Raw genomic sequence first — 17,578 nt, 5'->3', positions numbered from 1 at the left:
GACCATCAAGCGGGGTACATTCGCCGTAAATGGCGGAAACTCTGGTGTTTTCTGCGTTCAAAGAGCGTAATTCCACCCCTTTGTGGGATAGGTGCTCCGGTGTGTGTGGCAACCCGATAAGCACGGAATTTAGTATCACGGACCGTAATGATTCGCTGCTCAAGGTCCACATCGTGCATGGTCAGTTCCAGTGCCTCGCTGACACGTAGTCCGCTGCCATACAAGAGCAGAATCAGAGTTTGGAACATTGGTGCCTGCAGGCGGGCATAAATACTCTCCAGCACGGATGTGGCGTCGAGCAGTCGCTGCAGTTCCCCCGTCGAATAGATGTACGGCGTTTGCTGCGGTGGAAATTTTGGTAGATTGGGTGGTAACGGTGTCACCAGCAGTCTGAATTTCCCATAAAACAGCAGGATGAAATTCCTGAGGGTAAGTTTGGGGTTTTGGGTTATTTTTTGATCAGGACGGTGGATTATCGGGGAAGAGTTCGAGTTGGTCTGGATCGTGAAGTGGGGAATCTGGGGTTTTGGCTCTGTGGTCGCCTTGCGCACAATGTGAGCGGCGAATCTGGGCGAAGCGTGCACTCTCGAAGAAGAAGGCCAGATCGCTGAGGAATTCCCAGATGTGAGCGCAGGCCTCATCAGACATGGGGGCATGGAGCAGAAGAGCCAGGGGGTCGTCCGCGATCATGCCACTCAACCCGGCGCAACTCCCGGGCCCGCTAATGACCCAAAGGAAAATCATGACCAAGAGAAAGTTGATCTTCACCTCGCGCCGTAACAAGCGTCCACCCACCGCCATCCTCGACATTGAACTTCCAACTCTCCAATGAGGCCGCAGCGGCGCTGGCCGATGTTCTGGTGCAGTTGTATCACCGCTTTGAAGCAGCCTACTACGCCCAGATCCTGAGCCATCATGCCGACCAACTCATTCTTCCGGAAAAGCCGTTCGCAGGGATGGCGCAAAGCGCTACCTCACAAAAACTATTTTCCATACGGAGTGCGGGTAGTCGTGACCTGTTCGGAATGAAACCAATGAGGTGGCGGATTTTGCGAGGCTTTTCTTCGATCCGTTACTGCAAACTGCCTTTCCATGGTGGAGATAATCAGGGTCCTTACAACAGACCCGTCCTGTTCGTGTCGCTCTCGGCTGAATGACCTGAATCCACCTTGTGAATTTGCTCTGCATCCGGGTGGCAATCGATCAGGAAGGCCATCATTTCAGTGGCGTCCTTCTCCAGGTAAAACCTGACCATGTTTTCATTGAATTCCTGTACCTTGGCTGCTGGAACACTGATTGCATCAATACCCGCTGACATCAAGATGCCATTCATCATGAAACGAGACGTACGCTTGTTGCCATCGAAGAAGAACTGCTGCAAGGCGCCGAACAGGAAGAAAGCGGCTGCTTTCTCAAAGGGTTGACGAACCACGCCTTGAAGCGCTTGCAGGCCGTTGGCAAAGACGCGGTTCAACTCAGTCGCACCGGCTACGGTCGCCAGTGGCGTATATCTGCCATGTTCACCCAGACCAACATCCGGCGTGTAGTTCGTTTCATGGCCCTCGCCCCGGAAGTGTCCCCACTCCAGCGCTTCATTGCGGGCGACAAGGCCATTCAGTTCGGTGAACGTGGCTTTGTCTAGTGAGAATTTCCCGGCCTTCACGAGCGCCAGAAGATGCTTGGAACTTTCTGCCAGATTGAGAACCTGTTCCTGATCTGAAACTTTTCGTCCGCCGATGGTTACGCCATCGAGTAGCGTCTTGACTTCAGGGAATGTGAATGGGTTGCCTTCGAGCACGGATGCGTCCCAAACGAACTCGGGCAGCCTGCGATAAAAACGAAAGGCCACTCGCTCGACGGAGTGAGTCGGCACCGCACCAGGCACGACTGACCTGTTCCAGTGAAATCCGAGCGCAGAAAAGAGTCCCATATTTTTCCTTGACAATGTAATCCGGTTTCATTGTAGCGAGACAAATCAACTTTTACAACAATAAAATCAGATTGTTATATAAAATTACAGCGGACTCAACAGCGCCAGGAAACACACTAAAATCCGGATACCCAAAAAAAGAAATACTGTAACGGCTTAGGTCGATTTACATAACCTCTTTGCGGTGGGTAAAATTACTCACCTTATTAAGTAATTTTATATATGAGTTATCAACGCCCCCAATTCACCATTCTTTCTGGTCGTCTCGATGAACCGCGTCGTTTTATTCAGGTGGTTGCAGGCCCGCGCCAAGTGGGCAAAACGACTCTGGTTCAGCAAGTGTGTGAGGGGAGCGGACTACCAGTGCAATTTGCCAGCGCGGACGAACCCACATTGCGCGGTGCCGAGTGGATAGCCCAACAATGGGAGATCGCGCGCCTGATGCAGAATGAGCGCGGAGCAGTGCTGGTGCTGGACGAAGTGCAAAAAGTTGGTGGATGGTCTGAAACTGTCAAGCGTCTGTGGGATGAAGACACACATAAAAAGCGCCTGATCAAGGTGATTCTACTTGGCTCGGCGCCTTTGCTGATTCAGCGAGGATTGTCGGAAAGCCTTGCCGGACGTTTCGAGGTCTTGCATCTGCCGCACTGGTCAGCAAACGAAATGAACCAGGCTTTTGGCTGGTCGGTGCAACAGAGCATTTTTTATGGCGGTTACCCAGGTGCTGCCTCGCTGATTTCTGACCATGACCGCTGGGTGCGCTATGTGCGCGATTCCCTCATCGAAACCACACTTTCGCGAGATGTCTTGTTGTTATCCCGTGTGGATAAACCCGCCTTGCTGCGGCGCATGTTTGAACTGGGATGCCGTTACTCCGGGCAGGTACTGTCTTACACCAAAATGATTGGTCAATTGCAGGATGCCGGGAATACCACCACGCTCGCGCATTATCTTGAATTGCTTGGTGCGGCAGGCATGCTGACTGGTTTCTCCAAATATGCGGGAGAAGTTGTGCGTAGTCGCGGCTCCAGTCCCAAGTTGCAAGTGTTCGACACGGCGTTGCTATCGGCCTTGTCCGGCTACCGTCCTGAAGAAGCCATGGCCGACCGTGAATATTGGGGAAGGTTGACTGAATCGGCTGTGGGGGCGCATTTGGCCAATGCCGCTGCTGTTGGTGAATGTGAAGTGTATTATTGGCGTGATCGCAATCGCGAAGTCGATTTCGTGGTGCGTGCAGGGCGCCGCCTGATCGCCATTGAAGTCAAAAGCGGTCGAACCCGTGATGCATTGCCTGGGATGCACGCCTTCAACGAGGCGTTCAAGCCGGACAGATTACTGCTGGTGGGCGGAGATGGCATCGCCATAGAAGAATTCTTGCGCCAGCCTGTTGCACGGTGGCTGGTGTGACACTCCCGATCGATTCGATGCGGCGGCGACCGAAACATAAGGGGCATATCTTCCATAAAGGTCGGCGATCACGCTTTTGTCGGTTTTCATCCGGCGTAATGTAAATGCTGCGCTTTACCATGCGCAGACAAGCGCGACGTATAAGTGGCAAGGAAGGCGAAGGGTGCTTCCATATCTTTCCGATTTTCCGCGAGGATGAATTCCATGGTAATGCGGATTCACCTTGCTTTCAATACCTGTCCCTGTCTTGACAACGGGGTTTGCCATAGTATCCTTGTGGACGGGTTGAATATGAATCCGATTCCGGGTGCCCTCGTACCTGGGTGGTCAAATTCAATGAAAGAGACGGCTGGCAGTGCAACAACAAGGATGCTGTCATGAATCATGGCGTAGAAGACCCCGGGCAACGAATCAAGCAACTTCTTCAGGTTGCAAGCGATGGAATTCATATACTTGATCGCCAGGGTTTTCTGATCGAGGGCAGTGACTACTTTTTTGCTCTGCTGGGCTATTCTCGTGCTGAGGCCATTGGGATGCATGTGTCTCAATGGGACGCCCAGTGGACCCGAGAGGAAGTCATGAACGTCATCGACTTGAATTTTCAGTTGGGCGAAGGGGCCCACCGAACTTTTGAGTCTTTGCACCGCTGCAAGGACGGACGAATCGTCCCTGTAGAGATCACGGCCAGAAGTTATCACGCCGTCCTGGGCGAGCCTTTCCTGTATTGCTCTTCACGGGACATATCGGAACGGCGACAATTTGAGGCTACGTTACGGTTCAAGCAGTTTGGCATCGATCATGCCGCCGAGCAGATGTTGTGGATCGATCGACAGGGCCGGATTTTGGATGTCAACGAGTCCGCTTGTCGCCAACTGGGGTACTCCTATTCTGAACTGGTCCAAATGTCGGTGGGGGATTCGGATCCGTTTTTTACCCCCGATCAGTGGGGCAGACTCTGGGAAAAATTGAAGGTACACGGCACGATGTCCCTTGAATCCTCCCAACGACATCGAGATGGCTCAATCTTCCCTACCGAAGTATTGGCCAATTATTTTGAGTACGAAGGCGTGGAATATAATTGCATGCTGGTACGCGATATTTCACGACGGAAGGCCTATGAACAGCGCATTCAGCGACTGACCGACCTTTATCACGCCCTCAGCGAAATCAATCAGGCCATCGTACGCATGGAAACCAAGGATAAATTGTTTCCTTTGGTGTGCAAGGTGGCGGTGGAGTTTGCCGGGTTTGAAATGGCCTGGATTGGGGTACCTTCGGAACAGCGGGATGCCATTATTCCAGAGGTTTTCTATGGGACGGGAACAGACTATCTGACTGGCCTCTCTTTTCCCCTGATGACTACCGATGCTGAGCAACTCGGTTCCATCGCCTTGAGTTTTCGAGAGACGCGCAATATCTTTGTCAACGACTTCATGAGCGACCCTTTGACCACTCCTTGGAAAGCAAGGGCGCAAATGTACGGATGGCGAAGTGGTGCAACTTTCCCGATCATTCAGGGAGATACGGTGGTAGCGGTGATGGCCGTGTATGCGGTGACTACCGATGCTTTTCATGAGGAAGCCGTAACCGTTCTCGACGAAATGGTGCGGGACATTGCTTTTGCCCTGGATACCTTTGACCGTGAATTGGCCAGAAAAAAAGCAGAGCAATCCCTATATGAGCGAGAGCAGCATTTTCGGGCCTATTTTGAACGTTCCATGGTGGGAATGGCCACCACGGCTTCAGACCGGCGCTGGATAGAAGTCAACCCGGCACTCTGTGAAATGCTGGGTTACAGCAATGCCGAGTTGACGGGGATGTCATGGGAGGACATCACCTACACCGAAGACCTGGCTCTCAATCGACAGTTGTTTGAGAGAGTGGTGTCAGGCAAGTTGGACGAATACGAATGTGATAAAAGGTTTTTCAAAAAGAATGGGGATATCATTTATACGCATGTAGCCGCTCGTGCAGTGCGCAACCCTTCCGGCATGTTGGACTATTTGGTGGTGTTGGTGGATGACCTCACACTGTTGCGAAAGCAACAACTGGAACTCGAACGCCGGGTGTATTACGATACCCTGACCAACTTGCCGAATCGTGCCTTGCTCACCGATCGACTTGAGCATGCCCTGGCTCAACTCAAACGTTCGAATGGGCTGGTGGCGGTGTGTTTCATCGATCTGGATGGATTCAAACAGGTCAATGACACCTATGGTCATGCTCTTGGAGACCATCTTCTGGTAGCCGTGGGGAAAAGAATTCACGATGCTTGTCGTACCACAGATACGGTTGCCCGTTTCGGTGGTGATGAATTCGTGGTGATTATTGAAGGGAACAGTGATCAGTCAGAGTGCCTGTTTCTTTTGCAACGAATTCAGGAAACCATCGGTCAGCCGTTTCAGATCGAAGGTCATTGGCTCAAGATTTCGGCAAGCATCGGAGTGACGTTGTGTCCCGATGATGTATCCGATGGTGAAGTATTGCTTAGCCACGCAGATCAGGCCATGTATCTGGCCAAGCAGTCCGGGCGGGACAGAATTTATTTCTTTGACACGCAAAGCGAACACCTGATGCGGCACCGCATCCATACCCTAGAACGATTGGAACAGGCCCTTGCTCTGGGAGAATTGCAGTTGTACTACCAGCCCAAGGTGGATATGCTTCAGGGTCGAGTGATCGGACTGGAAGCGCTCATCCGCTGGCATGATTCGATGCAGGGGAGGCTGGTCCTGCCCGGAGAATTCATTCCCTTGGTGGAAGGCAGCCACTTCGAGATAGTATTGTCAGAATGGGTGGTGCGTCAGGCCTTGTGTCAACTGTCCGAGTGGCACCGCATGGGACTGGATCTGTCCTTGAGTGTCAATATTCCTGCGCCCCATCTGCGCTCTCCAGGGTTTGTGGATTTTATCCGTCTCGAAATGGCTGTCTACCCACAACTTCCACCCCGTGCACTGGAATTGGAAATTCTGGAGACTGCAGCTCTGGGTGACCTCGATGCGGTCATTCAGAAGATGATGCATTGTATGGATTTCGGGGTGAGTTTTTCCATCGATGACTTTGGCACAGGGTACGCTTCCCTTTCCTACCTTCGTCGATTGCCTGCATCGATCATCAAGATCGATCAGGTTTTTATTCGTGACATGTTGCACGATCCCGAGGATCTTTCCATCGTCCAGGGGGTTATCGGGCTGGCCCTGGCATTCCACAAGGCGGTGCTGGCCGAGGGGGTGGAAACCATCGCACATGGTCGGAAACTTCTCGACATGGGGTGTTCCCTGGCCCAAGGGTTCGGCATTGCCCGTCCCATGCCGGCTGCAGAAGTTCCTGTCTGGATTCGAAATTTCAAAGGATTTCCAGAGGAGTCATCGCAGCAGTAGGTCCTGCAGGGTTTTCCATTCCTGAAGCGTGACCGGAGTGATGGACAGACGATTTCCCTTGGCCAGTACGCGCAGGGTTTGTAAGTCGGGGATTTGGCGTAGTTCGGCCAGGGTCAGCAAGCGCGTTTTTTTGACGGCTTGGACGTGTACGCAATGCCAGCGTGGGTGCTCCAGGGTGGCTTTGGGGTCGAAATAGGGGGAAAGGGGGTCGAACTGTGTGGCATCAGGTTCGGCCAGTCGGGATACGCGCGCCAATCCCGCGATGCCGGGAGCGGCACAATTGGAATGATAAAACAGGACACCATCCCCCAGGACCATATCGCGCATCATGAAATTGCGCGCCTGATAATTGCGTACGCCAAACCACGCTACTTCCTGATTGGCCAGGGTCAGCAAATTATCAAAACTCACTTCGGACGGTTCGGATTTCATCAACCAATAATGGGTCTCTGTCATGGGATCGAGGGGGGCGTTCGGAAAACCGGGGTCAAGGGGCAGCGGGTGGCGTGTTTTCGGAGAGCGCTTCCTTACGCTTCCACCATCCTCCTCCCAGGGCCTGGTAGAGGGCTGCAGTGTCGCCAAAACGATTGACGCGTGCCTGTACCAGGGTCAATTCGGCCTGCTGAAAATTAATCAGAGCGGTGAGTTCGGCCTGGGCATTGACATAACCGACCTCGCGTTGCCGACGGGTCAAGTCATAGGCGTGCCGGGCGGCTTGTTCTGTTTCGTTGGCAGCCTTCAGGGTACGGGCATCCGCTTCGATGGCATGCAGGGTATCGGCTACATTCTGAAAGGCCCCGATGACGGTGCTGCGGTATTGGGCGGCGGCTTCCTTGAGGGCTGCTTCGGCAGCGGTTTGATGAGCGCTCAAGGTGCCGCCGTCAAACAAGGTTTGACTGACATCTCCGATCAAACTGAAGAAACCGGCGCCATTGTGAAACATCTGGTTGAATGTGCCCGCTTCTCCCCCAATGAATCCAAAGATAGTGAATTGGGGGAGGCGATTGGCGATGGCCACGCCCACTTGCGCACTGGCATAGTGAAGTTGTTCCTCGGCCATGCGTACATCGGGACGCTGGTCCACCAGTTGGGACGGCAAACTGAGCGGAAGGGTGGAAGGGAGATGCAGGGAGGCCAATTCGAATTTTTGCGGGATATCCTGATTGGGCAACTGGCCGGCCAGAGCGCGCAGCAGATCACGGGTTTGTTCCAGGGCCTTTTCGAGAGGGGGCAAACTCTGCTCGGCTTGTGCCAGCGCAGTTTCCTGATTGGCGACATCGATGTCCATGGCATAGCCCAGGCGCTCTTGATTCTTGAGAATGGTCAGCATTTCCCGGTTGGCGTCGATGATCTGGTGCGTGGCCTCCAGTTGGGCGCGCAGGGAAGCTTCCTGCAAGGCAGCGGCCACCACATTGGAGGCCAGGGTGATATAGGTGGCTTCCAACTGATAGCGTTGCTGTTCTTCCTGGGCCTTCATGGATTCAACCTGGCGTCGGTTGGCGCCAAACACATCAGGGGTGTAGCCCACCATCAACTGGGCGGTATGAAAATTGTAATAAGCCGGACCGTTATAGATGGGGCCCGCCGGGTTACTGTAAGTCTGTATGACCTGACCGTTTCCTTGAATTCCGGGCGAATTCCCCCCCATGTTTCCGGCCAACTTGTTGCGTGAAGGCATGTAACTCACTCCCACGGTGGGGAAGAAGAATCCTTCCTGAGCCACGGTCATCGACTGTGCCTGCTGCAGGGCCGCTTGCGCTGCCGGAATGGTGGGGTTGTTCTTGAAGGTCAGTTCGATCAGGTCATCGATGTCCTTTGAATGAAACATCGTCCACCAGTCAAAGGGAAGATCTTTCTGTACGTCAAAGTGTTGGGGTTCTCCGGCGAGGCCTGGGGTGGCGGCGGTAGTACCCGGTTTTTCCTGCGGGGTATAGCCGTTTGCCGAGGGCGCTTGCGGACGCTGAAAGTCAGGTCCCATGGCACACCCACCCAGAAGGATCGCCAACAGAAGCGGGTTTAGAAAGAATAAGGGACGACACAGCATGACTGATGGCTCCAAGTCTGATGGGGGGGAGTGTACGAGGGTTCTGGCCCCATGAAAACTGTGATTTGTCACAGTAGACGAGAGGAGGCGAAAGCCGCATCATTGCGCCAAAATTGGCAGGAGTTCGAGTGTATGGGGTTCAATCGTCAAAAATGGGTGATTCTGGGCGGCGCCACTATTGTCTTGGTGAGTGTACTGATCTATTTCAAGGGTGGTGTCCAACCTCCCGCCAGCGAGGGAAAATCAGTTATCGGACCGAAGGTGTCCGGGCAAACGTTGCAATTGACGGATGCTCAAATGGCGCTGGTCAAGGTAGCACCAGCCACCCTTCACCCTTTTCTGGCACAACGGGAAGCCATGGGGGTCATCGCCTTCGATGATGAACAAACCGTGCAGGTTTATCCCCCGTATCCCGGTAAGATTCTTCGAGGGTTCAAGGAAGTAGGGGACTTTGTCAAGAAAGGAGAGACGCTCTATACCCTGGATAGCCCCGACTTGATCCAGGCTGAATCCACCGTGATTGCGACAGCAGGTGTGCGCGAATTGACGACCCGTGTGCTGGAGCGCGCCAAACAACTCATTGCACTCAAGGGCTTGGCGGAAAAGGATTATCAGCAGGCCATTTCAGATCAGCAAACGGCAGAGGGAAATTACAATGCAGCACGGAATGCCTTGCATCTGTTTGGCAAGTCTGCCCAAGACATTGACCGTATCGAGGCGACCCACAAGGTGGACTCGGTCTTGGCTATTCCCAGTCCCCTGGATGGGCGCGTGACGGTAGTTGCCATGTCTGCAGCGGCGGGAACCTATGTACAACCGGGTACGGCCCCCGCTCCTTACGCCATTTCCGACCTCTCCACGGTGTGGATGCTGGCCAATGTGGCTGAAACCGATATCCCGCTTCTGGAAGTCGGACAATCCGTGCTCGTGCGGGTCATGGCTTTCCCTCAACGTACCTTCCGGGCGAAGATCGATAAAGTCGGGACCGTGGTGGATCCTAATACCCACCGTCTTCAGGTTCGCTGTGTGGTCCGCGATCCCCGTCATGAATTGCATCCTGGGATGATGGCGACCTTTACCATTCGTACAGGAGCCGATATGCAATCAGTGGGACTCCCCGATGGCGGGGTAGTGCGAGAAGGAGATGGGTCCTACAGTGCCTGGGTTGCCGAAGGACAGCACCGTTTCAGGCGGCGTTCAGTGACTCTTGGGGTTCGTCAGGAAAATCTGATGCAGATTCTGGAGGGCATTCAGCCGGGTGAAAATGTGGCCACCGATGGAGCGATCTTTCTGAGCAATGCTTTTGCGGTCGATGCCTCGACGGGCGAGTGAGGATAGAGAACCGTGTTGAAAAGTATTCTGTTGTTTTCGCTGTCTCGTCGCCCTCTCGTATTATTGGGACTTCTGGTATTCATTGCCGCCGGGGTTATGGCCTACCTGAAACTCAACGTGGAGGCCTATCCAAATCCGGCTCCGGTGATTCTCGAGATCACGGCTCAGGCACCGGGCCTCTCGGCCGATGAAATGGAGCGGTACTATACGGTGCCCATGGAAGTGGGCTTGGCGGCTACTCCTGGGGTCGATAATATCCGTTCCACGTCCTTTTATGGACTATCGTTTATTCGTGTGACCTTCAAATACGGCATTGATTATTATTTTGCCTATACTCAGGCTGCCTTGAGCCTGCAACAGAATGTCAGTCTGCCCAATAATGTTTCTCCCCAAATTCAGGCGTCCAGTCTGGTGGGGGAAATTTTCCGTTATCAGGTCGTGGGGCCCCCCAACTTTGGCTTGACCAATCTTCGCACGGTTCAGGATTGGGTGTTGCAACGGCGTTTGTTGACGGTTCCAGGGGTGGTTCAGGTCAACAGTTGGGGTGGGGCCACCAAGGAGTTCGATGTAGAAGCAGATTTGCATAAACTGGAAGCCTACAACATCACCATCCCCCAAATGGTTGCGGCCATCGGTAATGCCAACATCAACGTGGGGGGGCGGACCATCAATATCGGTCAGCAGTCCCTCAATATACGGGGCGTTGGTTTGATCGATACCGGAGGTGGGCTGGATTTGACCCAGGGACGGCGGGTGACCGATGTGGAAAACATCGTGCTTGCGCAGTCCAATGGGACACCAGTGCTGGTCAAGGACGTGGCCCAGGTCAAGGTGGGGGTAGTGCCCCGTTTGAGCAAGGCAGGACGGGATCATCAGGACGATGTGGTGGCTGCCATCGTGGTGATGAACCGTACCATGCAAACCAACGATGTGGTGGCTCGAGTCAAAGCCGAAGTGGAAAAAATCAACCGTGATGGCAGTCTTCCGCCTGGAGTCAAGATCGTTCCCTTCTATGACCGGACCTCTTTGGTCAACGTCACCACCCACACCGTATTGCATAATCTGATCTTTGGATGTCTGCTCGTCTTCTTCATCCAGTGGGTTTTTCTGGGAGACCTGCGCAGTGCGCTCATCGTGGGCATCAACATTCCTTTTGCCCTGTTTTTCAGCATCATCCTGCTGGTCATGACGGGGGAATCCGCCAACCTGCTTTCTCTGGGAGCTGTGGACTTCGGCATCATTGTGGATTCTGCCGTCATTCTGGTGGAAAACATCTTCCATAATTTCCAGAAAAACAAAGCCGATCGCAGTGCTTTGCTCGAAGCCTTGCTGGAAGGGAATGAACGGGGGGACACTCGGATTCTGGCCCACGGCTACGGGTGGACCAACCGATTGCGCATGATTTTCATCAGTGTCCTGCAGGTGGATCGTGCCATTATCTTCTCGACCATCATCACCGTGGCCGCTTTTCTACCCCTCTTTACCATGGAGGGGGTTGAAGGCCAGATCTTTGGCCCGATGGCACGTACGTACGGCTATGCCCTGGCTGGGGCCTTGATTGCGACTTTCACCATTACGCCTGTTCTTTGCTCTTTTCTGTTGCCAAAAGAAGTGCGTGATACGGAAACTATGGTGGTGCGTTGGCTACGCGAACGTTATGTCCCGATCCTGCGCTGGGCCTTGGCACATCGCCAACAAACTATCCTGGGAGGAATGGCATTTTTAGGGGTCGCTTTGATTCTGTTGCGTATGATCGGATCGGAATTCCTTCCTGCCCTCGAGGAAGGGAATTTGTGGATTCGAGCGACCATGCCGCCCACCATTTCACTGGAAGCAGGGATGCCAACGGTGACTCGAATCCGACAGATTCTGGACACCTATCCCGAAGTCATCACAGTGGTTTCACAGCATGGGCGACCCGACAATGGGAGTGATGCCTCCAGTTTCGGGAATGCAGAGTTTTTTGTACCTCTGAAACCCATGGAAGACTGGCCAGCCGGGGTGACCAAGGAAAAATTGGTGGCGGAGTTACAGAAGAAGTTCGCGCAGGAATTTATCGGAATAGAATTCAACTTTTCCCAGTATATTCAGGATAATGTTGAAGAGGGTCTGTCAGGGGTCAAAGGAGCCAATTCGGTCAAGATCCTGGGTCCGGATTTGGTGATATTGGAAAAATTGGCTAATCAAGTACACGATGAATTGGCCAAGATCAAGGGTATTGCGGATCTGGGCGTTTTTCGAGTCATGGGACAACCCAATCTCAATATTGTGGTGGACCGGGTGCGGGCCGCTCGTTACGGGCTCAATACAGGCGACGTCAATACGGTGGTTCAAGCCGCTTTGGGCGGTGCCCAGACCACGACGTTGATGGAAAGCGATCGGCAATTTTCCCTGGTGGTACGACTGGCCCCTGAGTTTCGACAGAATATCGATTCGATTCGTCAATTGAAGGTGGCCTATCAAACTCCAACGGGAACCAATGCCTATATTCCCCTCAGTGAAGTGGCGAATATTTCTCTTGATACAGGTGCCTCATACATCTATCACGAAAAAAACCAGCGCTTCATTCCGGTCAAATTCAGTGTGCGCGGACGTGATATCGGGAGTACGGTATTGGAAGCCCAGCAGGCCATTGCGCATCAGGTTCCCTTGCCACAAGGGTATCGGATCGAGTGGGCCGGAGAGTTTGATGAATTGCAGCAGGCCAAACAGCGGCTTTTTGTGGTGGTTCCCATCGCCTTAGGTCTGATTCTGATCTTGCTCTATGGCTTGTTCAATTCCGTGCGAGACAGCCTCCTGGTGCTGGTGGCCATTCCCTTCTCGGCTGCGGGGGGGGTCATTGCCTTGTATTTGACGGGGTTGGATCTGAGTGTCTCGGCAGCTATCGGTTTTGTTTCGCTGTTTGGGGTTTCGGTCATGAACGGTATTCTCATCATGACCTACTTCAATGGCTTGGTGAATTCGGGCATGCCCGCAGAGGAAGCCATGTTTACGGCGGCTGAGAAGCGTATGCGGCCACTTCTCATGACGGCGCTGTCGGCGTGTATCGGACTGCTTCCTGCGGCTTTGTCGCACGGTATTGGCAGTCAGGTGCAACGTCCCCTGGCCATGGTGGTGGTGGGGGGGATGTTGCTGGGGCCGATCATGTTGTTGGTGGTGGCTCCTGCCTTGCAGATGGTGTTTCTTGACAAGAGGCGAGGCAAGCCTCGGGTCAAACCGATGGATAATACCCTTAAACTCGACGAATAAAAGCAGGCATCAGGGTGTGATCAGGCCCAGACTGGCTGCCCGGATCGCGGCTTCGATGCGGGTGGCAACCCCCAGTTTGGTGCGGGCGTTATCGATGTGAAAATCTACTGTTCTTTTGGACAGTCCCAGAATCAGGGCAATTTCACTGGAGGTTTTGCCACGCGCCGACCAGGTCAGTACTTCCCGCTCCCTTTCTGCCAGTTCCACCCCAACGAAGGGGATTGTGTTTTCCCGTGCCCGGCCTGAACGTGTACGCAGGATTTCGTACAGTACATCAAAGTCGATGGGCTTGGTGACATAGTCATCCGCACCCAGCCGTCGTCCGCGCAATTCACTGTCACGGTCGGTGAGGGCCGTCAGAAAAATGAACGGGGGGGGATTGGTCACTGCGACTAGGACTTTTTCCAACACCTCGAATCCGGAAAGCATGGGTAAGCCGATATCGCACAGCACCAGATCCGGGCGCCCACGCTCGATGGCCTCGAGGCCAGTCTGACCATCATAGGTCAGGAGGACGGTGACTCCTCGATCCTGCAACTCCTCAGCAATCAAATCAGCCATTTCACGATCATCTTCGATACAAAGAATTTTCATCAACGTCCAGAAGTTGGCAATGAATGAAGTGAAACTGTTTTTCAGGATGGAAAACGTACTTTATCAGGAATCTTCATGAGTCATTGATGGGCGGTTCAGTTTTTGGATACTGGGTCATTTCCCAACACATGACCGGCAACCAGATGTCCGTAGAGAGAATTCTGGGTACGGTGAAACAAGGCCCGTGTCTCATCCACAGAACCGGTGTATCGTGGATCCTGGGGACGATTGTGTCCGTCCATGAAGTAAGCCACATCCCAGGCATCCTGATCGGAGAGCGATCCTCCCAAACTCAGGGGCATATTGGTTTTGATATAGGCGGCGGCCTTGTTCAGATGAGCCATTCCGGCTCCCCAGTTGAAAGAGCGATCTCCCCACAGAGGAGGGAAGACCATGTGCCCGTCATTGGCTCTTCTCCCTTGACCACTGGTTCCGTGACAGAGCGCACAATTATTCGCATAGACGGTTTTTCCCCGTTCGTAACTGGGTGGAGTGCCGGGTTTCTGAAGTTGTGGGATCCCTCGTTCCTGCAAGAGAGGATTGATTTTTGCATTTTTCTCCATCCAGTAGGCATAGGATTCCAAAGCCACCAATATAGGGTCACCCAAGGGGGGAGCCTTGCCATTCATGCTGTAGACAAAGCACTCTTGCAAACGTTCGGCAAAGGTGTTGACCCTGTGATTTTTGGCTCGATAAGCGGGGTAGGACAGGAATGCAGCCCATAAAGGCGCAGATCCCGCTTTGCGACCCTGGTCCAGATGACAATTCCGACAACTTAAATCATTGCCCACATAGGCCCCTGCGAATTGGCCGGTGTTGGAGAAAATCAATTGCCCCTGGCGCACCATCTTTCCAAATTCATCCTTGGGAATATCGTGGTCTGCGGGCAAAATAGAGGCACCTCCCTCAGGATGTCCGTCGGGCAGACCATTACCCAGGGTCGTGAGGCTGGTCATCAAAAGGGCAACGGTTATCAAGTATTTCACGGTTGACCTCCTGTGGTCATGGGGGTTGAGCCGGAGTAGTAGAGTGAAATGGTTCGAATATCGGCATCCGACAGTTTTTTTGCAATATTCTCCATCAAGTGGAGGGGGCCTGGGGGGCGGCTACCCTTCTGAAAGGCCTGCAACTGGTTTTCCAGATAAAGTGCCGGTTGCCCATTCAAAGCCGGAAAGTTTTCGCCCACACCCTTCCCTTCGGGGCCATGGCAATCATCACAGGATGGAATGTTTTCACCCCAGCGGCCATGAGTGGCCAGTTCGTTGTCGGATTCGGCCTTTACCCCCAGAGGCCGATACAGAGGGGGTAACTGCGCATAGTAGTTGGCAGCATGGGTGATGCCATCGGTAGAGAGCGTTTGGGCGATGGAGTTCATGACAGGATTTTTCCGTTCATCGGAGGCGAAGGCCTGCAGTTGTTCCCTCAGATACGTGGCGGAAAGTCCCCTCAAACGCGGTATTCCCTCTGCGGCATTCCCGTCGCCTTCGTTTCCATGACAACCGGCACAGGCGGCTTCACTGAATTTGCTGCCCTCTCCCCCGGCAGAGATGAGGGGTTGGGAGAGGGAGGTTTCGGCGTGGGTGCCAAAGGCCAGGGGCAGAAACAAGAGGGCCTTGAGAGATGCTTTTCCACGTTCAAAATACTTGGTTTTATACATGTCACGATCTCTTCATCGAAGGATTGACGACTTATCCGTGGCCTCTGGATAAGGTTTGAAACCATAATGTGCAAAAATGGCCTGGGCTTTGGGGGATTTCAGGAAATCGACCCAGGCTTGAGCCGTCTGTGGATGGGGCGCACCCTTTACCACTCCCGCTGCATAAATTGCGGTGGCGTTCTGTGTGGCGGGAATCTCCACGTGGGTAATCGGATTTCCTGTTTCTTCCTGAAAAATCGCTTCGGATTGCCAAGTGACTCCGGCATCTGCGAGCCCTTTCATCAGTGTCATCGGGCTTTGTCGGTGATGGATATGGGTCAGTTGGGTCTCTCCCGTATGGACCTTATGGACATAAACTTCCTGAACCAGGTCGGGGCCCCCTGCCTTCATCAAAGCCGCCTTGATCTGCCTTCCAATTCCTTCGAATTCAGGATTGGGCATGACCAGTTTTACCCCGGGTTTTCCCAGATCACTCAGTGTCTGGATATGTGCGGGATTGTTTTTCGGGACCATGATGGCCAGTTGATTGGTGGCGTAGGACACCACGGGGCCTTGCAACAGACCATCATTATCCAGCGCGCTGACCCGTTTCAATCCCGCTGCATAGACGTCTGCCTTGACTGTCCAGGTCATGTTGCCCACCGTGATGGTGCCCCCTTGGTGTATTTGATCGAACAGTAGTCCCGGTGGGATGGTCTCGTAATAAATTTTTCCTTTCAGCGCAGGGTATTCCTCTTCAAAGGCAGTCACCAAGGGAGCCATGGCAAAGAAATAATTGCCGCCCACGAAAATCGACAACTGGGCACCCATGGGATCCCCATGAAAGTCCGGAAGATTGTCCACTTCAGGGACGGTGAACTCCAGTCCACGCTGAACCACGGGGTTGTTTCTCCCCTCGCTCCAGGGCGGATTCACCCCGGCTTGCGCGGTCAAGGTGATACCGCCCAGCAGGGGCAGTAAAATCGTTTTAATAATGAAATGAATTTTGTTTTTTTTCATGGATGTTCTCCTATTTGGCGTAATAAAAACCCCGTGCGCCCAATTCAGGTATTGTTCCCATTACACCAGGGGTCAATACCGCACCATCAATGAGATGGTTGGTGAGTTCGGCTGCCAATTGGGGGATGGATCGATGGTCAGGGTTGATTTCTGTCTTGTGTAGCCGAGTGGCCAACTCAAAGATGGCATTGTGACAAGCCAGAAAAACCACGCCACGGGCTTGCAGCACAGGAATACTGTTATCCAGAGGCGAGAATACGCCGGTGATGTCCTCATACTGGGTGGGATCCGCCTGGGCGGCGGCAGGCACTTTCAAGAAACTGTTGTCCTTGAATTTCCCCTGGGTCAGTTGGGACAGTTGATATTTTTCCCAAATATAGTCATCGTAAAGCGCCAAATGAGCGGGTCCGTGGGTACCCGATACCACCAGAAAGTCCTTGTGCCCAAAAGCCCATGTTTGGGTATTCAGGGCATTTCTCATCAAATTGAGCCATGGGCCATCCAGAATCATATTGTCGAAAACCTGTTTGTGCTGTCCCTGATACTGGAAAATCAAGCGTAAGGCCTCATCATCCCATTCTTCGGGGCGGGTCAAAATCATGGGAACGCTCTTGAAATCCCGACGTCGGGGTGTTTTTTCCAAGGATTTGTTTAACAGGGATAACCACGGCGTTCCCTCAGGGATCAAGGTCTTCAAGGGGGTGGAGATCGATTCGGCATGCGCTGCCGTTCCGCCTCCAACCAACGTCAGGGTTGCCAAACCGCTGGTCATGAAGCCCAACATTCCTCTGCGCGCATTGTTCATGGTATTCACTCCAAATAAAATTTATTGTGAGAGACGAGCCCTTTGGAGGGGCTTAATAGTTTATTGTTCTATCCTTAGAATCAATGGTTGTATTATAAGAGCGGGTGACAGGATAAGTAAAATTCATTTTTATTATTAAATGATGAATTTTATTCACTAATCCATCGAAGCGATGGGGTAT

15 protein-coding genes are annotated in these 17,578 nt (G+C 53.1%); 5 read left to right on the top strand and 10 right to left on the bottom strand.

Translation table 11 applies throughout. The features are described 5' to 3' along the window. Positions 1-5 precede the first annotated feature (5 nt). Together IV91_RS18845 and IV91_RS18840 are read right to left on the bottom strand one after the other, a co-directional pair. Positions 6-383 carry a tyrosine-type recombinase/integrase gene (locus IV91_RS18845; RefSeq protein ID WP_200874311.1) on the bottom strand — a complete coding sequence of 126 codons (378 nt, stop codon included), beginning with the start codon at positions 381-383 and terminating at the stop codon, positions 6-8. A gap of 76 nt (positions 384-459) precedes the next feature. Continuing rightward, entirely contained in the window at positions 460-810 is a 351-nt protein-coding gene (locus tag IV91_RS18840; protein ID WP_200874310.1) for a hypothetical protein, read from the bottom strand. Here IV91_RS18840 and IV91_RS17805 point away from each other — a divergent pair. Further along, positions 810-1,157, top strand: a complete 348-nt coding sequence (locus IV91_RS17805) for a hypothetical protein (RefSeq protein ID WP_150112357.1) — start codon at positions 810-812, stop codon at positions 1,155-1,157. The two genes, IV91_RS18840 and IV91_RS17805, sit on opposite strands and share 1 nt — an antisense overlap. Here the strand turns inward: IV91_RS17805 and IV91_RS0103025 are convergent. Continuing rightward, positions 1,115-1,930 (bottom strand): Fic family protein, encoded by an 816-nt coding sequence (locus IV91_RS0103025; RefSeq protein ID WP_031595908.1) that lies wholly within the window; start codon positions 1,928-1,930, stop codon positions 1,115-1,117. The genes IV91_RS17805 and IV91_RS0103025 overlap by 43 nt on opposite strands. Positions 1,931-2,152: 222 nt before the next feature. Here IV91_RS0103025 and IV91_RS0103020 point away from each other — a divergent pair, with 222 nt between their 5' ends. After that, positions 2,153-3,337, top strand: coding sequence for an ATP-binding protein (locus IV91_RS0103020; RefSeq protein WP_031595907.1), 1,185 nt, complete (start codon positions 2,153-2,155; stop codon positions 3,335-3,337). 377 nt (positions 3,338-3,714) lie between these two features. Beyond that, positions 3,715-6,717: a sensor domain-containing protein gene (locus IV91_RS16635; protein ID WP_051861929.1), complete on the top strand. Its 3,003-nt coding sequence runs from the start codon at positions 3,715-3,717 to the stop codon at positions 6,715-6,717. Here the strand turns inward: IV91_RS16635 and IV91_RS0103010 are convergent. Together IV91_RS0103010 and IV91_RS0103005 are read right to left on the bottom strand one after the other, a co-directional pair. Then, positions 6,703-7,173, bottom strand: coding sequence for an EVE domain-containing protein (locus tag IV91_RS0103010; RefSeq protein ID WP_035417037.1), 471 nt, complete (start codon positions 7,171-7,173; stop codon positions 6,703-6,705). The genes IV91_RS16635 and IV91_RS0103010 overlap by 15 nt on opposite strands. 31 nt (positions 7,174-7,204) lie before the next feature. Beyond that, positions 7,205-8,761, bottom strand: coding sequence for an efflux transporter outer membrane subunit (locus tag IV91_RS0103005; RefSeq protein WP_051861928.1), 1,557 nt, complete (start codon positions 8,759-8,761; stop codon positions 7,205-7,207). A gap of 132 nt (positions 8,762-8,893) precedes the next feature. Here IV91_RS0103005 and IV91_RS0103000 point away from each other — a divergent pair, with 132 nt between their 5' ends. Next, entirely contained in the window at positions 8,894-10,093 is a 1,200-nt protein-coding gene (locus IV91_RS0103000) for an efflux RND transporter periplasmic adaptor subunit (RefSeq protein WP_035417036.1), read from the top strand. A 12-nt stretch (positions 10,094-10,105) separates the two neighbouring features. Beyond that, on the top strand, positions 10,106-13,342 hold the full coding sequence (locus tag IV91_RS0102995) for an efflux RND transporter permease subunit (protein ID WP_035417034.1): 3,237 nt from the start codon (positions 10,106-10,108) through the stop codon (positions 13,340-13,342). Positions 13,343-13,351: 9 nt separating this feature from the next. Here IV91_RS0102995 and IV91_RS0102990 read toward each other — a convergent pair whose 3' ends face one another. From IV91_RS0102990 to tetH, 5 genes are all read right to left on the bottom strand, one after another. Next, the gene (locus IV91_RS0102990; RefSeq protein WP_031595901.1) at positions 13,352-13,936 is read right to left on the bottom strand and encodes a response regulator transcription factor; all 585 of its coding nucleotides are present in this window, start codon (positions 13,934-13,936) and stop codon (positions 13,352-13,354) included. Between the two features lie 95 nt (positions 13,937-14,031). After that, a complete protein-coding gene (locus IV91_RS0102985) occupies positions 14,032-14,922 on the bottom strand; it encodes a c-type cytochrome (protein WP_200874308.1) in 891 nt (296 codons plus the stop codon). After that, a complete protein-coding gene (locus IV91_RS0102980; protein ID WP_051861927.1) occupies positions 14,919-15,593 on the bottom strand; it encodes a c-type cytochrome in 675 nt (224 codons plus the stop codon). The genes IV91_RS0102985 and IV91_RS0102980 overlap by 4 nt, the downstream gene beginning before the upstream one ends. Before the next feature lie 12 nt (positions 15,594-15,605). Beyond that, positions 15,606-16,592 carry a substrate-binding domain-containing protein gene (locus IV91_RS0102975; protein WP_051861926.1) on the bottom strand — a complete coding sequence of 329 codons (987 nt, stop codon included), beginning with the start codon at positions 16,590-16,592 and terminating at the stop codon, positions 15,606-15,608. A gap of 10 nt (positions 16,593-16,602) precedes the next feature. Beyond that, positions 16,603-17,397 (bottom strand): thiosulfate dehydrogenase, encoded by a 795-nt coding sequence (gene tetH, locus IV91_RS0102970; protein WP_031595896.1) that lies wholly within the window; start codon positions 17,395-17,397, stop codon positions 16,603-16,605. Positions 17,398-17,578: the final 181 nt, after the last annotated feature.

This window comes from Ferrovum myxofaciens (assembly GCF_000735045.1).
Classification (GTDB): domain Bacteria; phylum Pseudomonadota; class Gammaproteobacteria; order Burkholderiales; family Ferrovaceae; genus Ferrovum; species Ferrovum myxofaciens.
The sequence above is the reverse complement of the archived record's forward strand: the minus strand, read 5'-3'. Positions and strand labels throughout refer to the sequence as shown.

Bases quoted from the DNA above. Each gene is read 5' to 3' on its own strand.
- IV91_RS18840 (WP_200874310.1), bottom strand. From the start codon at position 810: ATGTCGAGGATGGCGGTGGGTGGACGCTTGTTACGGCGCGAGGTGAAG.
- IV91_RS0103025 (WP_031595908.1), bottom strand. From the start codon at position 1,930: ATGGGACTCTTTTCTGCGCTCGGATTTCACTGGAACAGGTCAGTCGTG.
- IV91_RS0103020 (WP_031595907.1), top strand. From the start codon at position 2,153: ATGAGTTATCAACGCCCCCAATTCACCATTCTTTCTGGTCGTCTCGAT.
- IV91_RS16635 (WP_051861929.1), top strand. From the start codon at position 3,715: ATGAATCATGGCGTAGAAGACCCCGGGCAACGAATCAAGCAACTTCTT.
- IV91_RS0103010 (WP_035417037.1), bottom strand. From the start codon at position 7,173: ATGACAGAGACCCATTATTGGTTGATGAAATCCGAACCGTCCGAAGTG.
- IV91_RS0103005 (WP_051861928.1), bottom strand. From the start codon at position 8,761: ATGCTGTGTCGTCCCTTATTCTTTCTAAACCCGCTTCTGTTGGCGATC.
- IV91_RS0103000 (WP_035417036.1), top strand. From the start codon at position 8,894: ATGGGGTTCAATCGTCAAAAATGGGTGATTCTGGGCGGCGCCACTATT.
- IV91_RS0102990 (WP_031595901.1), bottom strand. From the start codon at position 13,936: ATGAAAATTCTTTGTATCGAAGATGATCGTGAAATGGCTGATTTGATT.
- IV91_RS0102980 (WP_051861927.1), bottom strand. From the start codon at position 15,593: ATGTATAAAACCAAGTATTTTGAACGTGGAAAAGCATCTCTCAAGGCC.
- IV91_RS0102975 (WP_051861926.1), bottom strand. From the start codon at position 16,592: ATGAAAAAAAACAAAATTCATTTCATTATTAAAACGATTTTACTGCCC.
- tetH (WP_031595896.1), bottom strand. From the start codon at position 17,397: ATGAACAATGCGCGCAGAGGAATGTTGGGCTTCATGACCAGCGGTTTG.